This window comes from Alistipes sp. An116, assembly GCF_002161005.1.
GTDB classification, from domain to species: domain Bacteria; phylum Bacteroidota; class Bacteroidia; order Bacteroidales; family Rikenellaceae; genus Alistipes; species Alistipes megaguti.
In genome coordinates, this window is sequence record NZ_NFLR01000007.1 from 160,878 (window position 1) to 167,038 (window position 6,161).

The window sequence follows — 6,161 nt, forward strand, 5'->3', positions numbered from 1 at the left end:
CCCGGCTCAGTCTCCCTTCATCCAGGTCTCCTCCAGCAGCGGATTCCAGTCACGGCGGAACTGCTCCGACCCGGTCTTCTTGGCGAAAATCCGCTCCGGAGTGTAGAGCGCCGCCTCCTCGTCCGTGAGTTCGCGCGACCACGCGACACGCCCCCGGCGGTCGGCTCCCGGCCCCGTACAGCGGTACTCGGCGTAGTAGACATCGCCCTTGCGGGCCGAGTCGTGCCAGTCGCGCCATCCTTCGGGACAGATCGCCGCCGGCAGTTCGCAGCGGATCCACACCGTGCGGGCGGTCGATTTCCAGGGACGGCCCAGGTAGAGACGCCCTACCGAGGTGTCGGCCGTCACGCGGCAGTCGCGGAAGACATAGCCGTAGAGGTTGCGCTCGGTGGTCGAGGCGGCAGTCAGAAAGCTGTCGGCCTTGGCGTGGATCCGGCAGCGGTCGAAGAGGACGATCGAGGGGCCGAAGATGAAGTCCGTCGTCCCTTCGATCCACGAGTCGGTGACCCAGATGCGCGACACGTACCCCTTGGTGAAGAAGGTGTCCTGATCGCCCACCAGGCGGCAACGGTTGATGTGAATGCGGTCGCCGCGGGTCTCGAGGGCCACGGCCTGCCCGACGCGCCCGGCATCGTTCTCGACGGTCAGCCCCTCGAGGATCACGTCGTCGGCCTGCAGCGAAAGGGTCCACGTGTCGTAGGTCGACATCTCGTAGCCGTCGACCACGCGCCCCGAAAAGTCGTTCCAGACGATGCGCACCTCCTCCGCACCGCCCACACCGACGATCCGCACGCAATTCTTGTAGACGTCCAACGTCACCTTCTCGCGGTACGTGCCGGGCAGGATGCGGACGGTGCACCAGCCGTCGGGTTTCGAGGGCAAGGCGTCGAGGCACTCCTGCACGGTACGGAAGTCACCCCCACCATTGCAGTCGACCGTATAGACAGTCTCTTCGGCAAAGGCCCGGACCGCGAAAAGGGAACAAAAAGCAAAAAGAGTCAGCAATTTCATAGTTCGCATCCATCTTGTTTCACATCTGCTGTCCAAAACCGCAAGCCCCCTCCGAGGAGGGGGTTGGGGGAGGGTCGGATTTGCATACGACGCCGCAGGCGGCGGGCAACAACCGGAAGAAAGCCAATCCCGGCCAAACCCGGAAAACCACAAATCCCTACAACGTTACGCCCGACTTGAAGATGGCGATCTCCTTGAAGCCCGTGCGCTCGTGCTTGAGGTGTTCGCCGTCGGCCGTGGCGAGGATCTTGTCGATCAGCCGTTCCAGCACGGCGTGGGGCTCCTCGTCCTCGACGAGCGTGCCGGCGTTGAAGTCGATCCAGTTCGACTTGAACTGCGCGAGCGGCGTGTTGGTCGCAATCTTCATCGTCGGGACGAACGACCCGAAGGGCGTGCCGCGCCCCGTGGTGAACAGCACCATCTGACACCCCGAAAGGGCCAGTGCCGAGGCGGCCACCAAGTCGTTGCCCGGTGCCTGCAACAGGTTCAGCCCCTGACGGACGATCGGCTGCGCATAGCCCAGCACGTCGACCACCGGTTGTGCACCCCCCTTCTGCACACACCCCAACGACTTCTCCTCGAGGGTCGTGATGCCGCCCTTCTTGTTTCCGGGCGAGGGATTTTCGTAGATCGGCTGGTCGTAGCGGCGGAAGTAGTCTTTGAAGTCGTTGATCAGATGGACCGTCTCGTCAAAGACCGTACGGTCCGTGGCGCGGTCCATCAGAATGGTCTCGGCGCCGAACATTTCGGGCACCTCCGTCAGCACGGTCGTGCCGCCCTGCGCCACCAGCCAGTCGGAGAACAGCCCCACCAGCGGATTGGCCGTGATACCCGAAAAGCCGTCCGAACCGCCGCACTTCAGTCCCACCTTCAGATACGACAGCGGCAACGGCTGGCGTCGGTCTTCGCGGGTTTTCCCGACCAGCTCGCGGCAGATCTCGAAACCCGTCTCGACTTCGTCCTCGACCTCCTGCGCAATGAGAAATTTCACGCGCTCGTCGTCCCACTCGCCGATCTCCTCCCGAAGGGCCGAGACCTGGTTGTTCTCGCACCCGAGACCCAGCACCAGCACCGCACCCGCATTCGGATGCTTCACCAGGCGGGCCAGCGCCCGGCGCGTATTGGCGTGGTCGTCGCCCAGTTGCGAACAGCCGTAATTGTGCGCGTAGACGCGCACGTCGTCCAGATGCGAGCAGTCGCACTCGCGGCGCACCCGCTCGGCAATGGCCTGCGCCTGCCCGTTGACACACCCCACCGATGGCACGATCCACAGCTCGTTGCGGATCCCCATCTGCCCGTTGTGGCGCAGATAGCCCTGCACGCGCAGGTCGTCGCGTTTCGGGATCGCGAGCGGATAGACCCGCGGCGTATAGGTGTACGAGAGGTCGTCGCAGAGGTTGGTCTTCAGGTTGTGCGAGTGGATCCACTCCCCGGCGGCCACCGGCCGCGTGACGTGACCGATCGGATAGCCGTACTTGATGACATTCTCCCCCTCGGCCAGATCCCGCAGGGCGAACTTGTGGCCCCGGGCCACCGCCTCGCGGAGTGTCACCTCGCGGCCGTCGATCTGCAGATGCTCGCCCGCGGCGAGATCCGCCAGCGCCACGGCCACATTGTCCGCGGCATTGATTTTCAGAAAACGTTTCATATCATCCTGCGCTGAAAAAGACGAAACCGGAGCCTCTGCCGGCTTCCCGGTTCAGACGCCCGCCCCGCGCGACACCGCATCTGCGGCATTCGCTGAGGGTCCGTGGCCGCCCGGCACTCCGACACGCCTCCGGCTTCGCCTCTCGGATTAGAAGCTGCTTGTTACTTGTTCAGGAACTTCTCAAGGGCCCCCTTCATGCCCAGCGACTCGATGTCGGCCACATACCCGGCCACGGCCTCGACAAATCCCGGCACCTCCGAGAAATCGACCGTGAAGATGCCGCTCTCGTGCACGATCTTGCGGATCGTCCCCACGAGGTCCTCCGAATTCCAGTTCGTACGGATGTAGTCGACAAACTCCTTCGTGTCGTCGGGTTCGAAACCGCTCTTCGGGCCGTACAGCGCCATCAGCGCCGCAAAGGTGAAGCACTCGCGCCGAGCCAGCTTCCCGGCCTTGAACCAGTTGTCCTTGACGGTCGGATAGTTGCGCGCCTCCCACTTCGACAACGAGTTGAGCGAGATCGACCGCAGCATGTGCTTGATGAAGGGATTGTAGAAACGCTCGAGAATCCCGGCGGCGAACTTCTTCAGCTCCTCCTGATCCTCGTCGATCATCGGGATCACCTCCCGGGCGACCATCTCGTTGATGAAGCGCTCGATCGACGGCGTGTTGAAGGCATCCATCACCGTCTCGCAGCCCATCTGCAGGGCGATGGGCACCATGCCCGTGTGCGAACCGTTCAGAATGCGGACCTTCTTGTCGCGGAACTGCTTGATCGAGGGCATGAAGATGACGTGCAGGCCAGCCTTGTCCAGCGGCAGCACCTTCTGCACCTCCTTGTAACCCTCGCCGCCGATAGCCCACAGGTGGTACAGCTCGGCCTTGACCACGAGGTTGTCGTTGTAGCCGATCTCCTCCTTGATTTCGTTGATCGTGTCGCGCGGGAAGCCAGGCACGATGCGGTCGACCAGCGTGTCGCAGAAGTGGCAGTTGCGCTCCACCCAGTCGATGAAGTCGGCCCCCAGGCCGTTGTACATCGCATGGCGGATCACATACTCGTGCAGCGTCGAGCCGTTGTTCTCGATCAGCTCGCAGCAGATGATGCACAGCCCCTTCGTCGGATCGCCGTTGAAGTGCTTGAAGCGCTTGTACAGCAGTGCGGTCATCTTCGCCGGATAGGACTTCGGCGGACGAGCCTCCAGATCGTCACCCTCCTCGTAGCGGATACCCGCCTCGGTGGTGTTCGAGATGGTGATCTTCAGGTCGGGCGAGAGGAAGTAGTGCTCGTACTTCTCGTAGTCGACATACGGATTGAACGAATCCATGACGCTCTTCACCAGACGGATGTCCTTCTTGGGCTGGCGGTTCTCGATGCCCTCCAGATAGACGTGGTAGAGGTTGTCCTGCTTGTTGAGCAGGTCGATCATCCCCAGTACCTTGTGCTCGGGATCGAGGATCGGCTGGCAGATGGCCACGCCGGAGTTCATGACGCCCTTCTCGTTGGCGATGTCGATCTGCCAGTCGACGAAGGCGCGCAGGAAGTTTCCTTCACCAAACTGAAGGATGTGAACGGGGCGGTCGACCTTCTCGACGGTCGACCTATTCAATTCCTTAATCATTGTTTTTCAGAATTTTGGATTCCGGAAGGGCCGACGGTGAAATTCGGTCTTTCCTCCACCGCCGGCCCGGAATCCGTCCGTTATTCGATTACGATGGGCTTGTATTTCGGAACGAGCGTCTTCATGACGATCCAGCCGACGAGATAGGCCACGGCGCAGATGCAGAAGACCACGAAATAACCGGCCGGCTTGCCCTCGAAGCCCATGAACTGCATGCCGGTCTCATCGGCGTGCACGAAGAGCCATCCGGCAAACCACTGCAGGATCATCGACCCCACACCGCCGGCCATGCCGCCGATACCCGTTACCGTTGCGATGGCCGATTTGGGGAACATGTCGCCCACCGTGGAGAAGATGTTGGCCGACCACGACTGGTGAGCCGCACCGCCGATACCGATCAGAATGATCGGGAACCACGGCGAGATGGTGCCCAGCGGCTGGGCCAGCAGTACCAGCAGCGGGAAGAAGGCGAAGATCAGCATCGCACGCATACGCGCCGCATAGGGGTTCAGCCCCGTCTTGTTGATGATGATCGTCGGGAGTTTGCCGCCGTAGATCGACAGCATCGTGATGGCGTAGAGCGTGAAGATCAGCGCCACGCCCAGCCCCTCGGACATCTTGATGCCGAACTGCGAATTCAGATACGACGGGGTCCAGAAGAGGAAGAACCACCACACGCCGTCGGTCATGAACTTGCCGAAGGCGAAAGCCCAGGTCTGCTTGAAGCTCAGCGTCTTCCAGAACGAGATCTTCTCGGTCTCCTGCTCCTGGTCAATCTTTTCGCCGTCGACCACTTCGTGCTTGTCCTGCTCGATGTACTCCAGCTCGGCGGCATTGACGCGGGGCTGCTCCGAGGGCTTCTTGTAGAGGAAAACCCAGAAGCCCATCCAGATGAAGCCCAGCGCACCGATGACGATGAAGGCCAGCTCCCAGCCCCAGGCCTTGGCCAGCAGCGGAATGGTCAGCGGGGCGAACAGCGCACCGATCGAGGCGCCGGCATTGAAGATCGAGGTGGCGTAGGCACGGTCCTTCTTCGGGAAGTACTCGGCCGTCACCTTGATGGCGGCGGGGAAGTTGCCGGCCTCACCCAGAGCCAGGATGCAGCGTGCGGCGATGAAGAAGTACATGCTCACCATGGCGATCGTGGCGGCTACGGCCGATCCGGTCTCCACGGCAACCAGCGCCGCACGGTTGGGCAGTCCGACCCACGCCTCGGTAGCCACTCCGCACAGAGCGTGGGCACAGGCTCCGGCCGACCATACGCCAATGGCCCACAGGTAGCCCTTCTTGGTGCCCATCCAGTCGATGAAGCGGCCGGCGAAGAGCATGCAGATGGCGTAAACGATCGAGAAGATGGAGGTAATCAGACCATAGTGGTACTCGTTCCAGTGGAATTCGGGTTTGATGAACTCGTCCCACGTCAACGAAAGCACCTGACGGTCGAGGTAGTTGACGGTCGTCGCGAAGAAGAGCATCGCACAGATCACCCAGCGATACTGCGTCATCTTCCCGGCGAAGGTAGATTTGTTGTTGTCAGTCATTTATCCGGTTTTTAAAAAAGTAGTGTCAGGGGTAAGGTTCGGTAAAAACCGGCTGAACGTCTCCGGCGGTGATTGGGAACACCGCCGGAGCGTCATTCAGCGGGGAAAATTCAGCGATGGATTGACCGCCAGCGGCGGCCTGACCATTGCAAGGAAGAGGCATTCATACACTGGAAGAGGAGCCATCCGCCCACGGACCCGACAGGGCTTTCAGAGGTGGATCCGGCCCGAACGCGGCGGCAGGTCAACACCCGCACCGCTCAAGCCATCCGCCCACGGACCCGACAGGGCCTTCAGACGTGGTTCGGCCCGAACGCGGCGGCAGGTCAACACCCGCACCGC

4 protein-coding genes are annotated in these 6,161 nt (G+C 61.8%); all 4 read right to left on the reverse strand.

All coding sequences use genetic code 11. The features are described from left to right. Positions 1–6: 6 nt before the first annotated feature. The 4 genes from B5E60_RS06905 to B5E60_RS06920 all read right to left on the reverse strand — a co-directional run bounded on the left by B5E60_RS06905 (position 7) and on the right by B5E60_RS06920 (position 5,783). Positions 7–1,011 (reverse strand): pectinesterase family protein, encoded by a 1,005-nt coding sequence (locus B5E60_RS06905; protein ID WP_087310652.1) that lies wholly within the window; start codon positions 1,009–1,011, stop codon positions 7–9. A 157-nt stretch (positions 1,012–1,168) separates the two neighbouring features. Continuing rightward, a complete protein-coding gene (locus tag B5E60_RS06910) occupies positions 1,169–2,659 on the reverse strand; it encodes a UxaA family hydrolase (protein ID WP_087310654.1) in 1,491 nt (496 codons plus the stop codon). Between the two features lie 161 nt (positions 2,660–2,820). Further along, entirely contained in the window at positions 2,821–4,278 is a 1,458-nt protein-coding gene (locus B5E60_RS06915; RefSeq protein ID WP_087310656.1) for a tagaturonate reductase, read from the reverse strand. Between the two features lie 80 nt (positions 4,279–4,358). Then, on the reverse strand, positions 4,359–5,783 hold the full coding sequence (locus B5E60_RS06920) for an MFS transporter (RefSeq protein WP_143256489.1): 1,425 nt from the start codon (positions 5,781–5,783) through the stop codon (positions 4,359–4,361). Positions 5,784–6,161 lie beyond the last annotated feature (378 nt).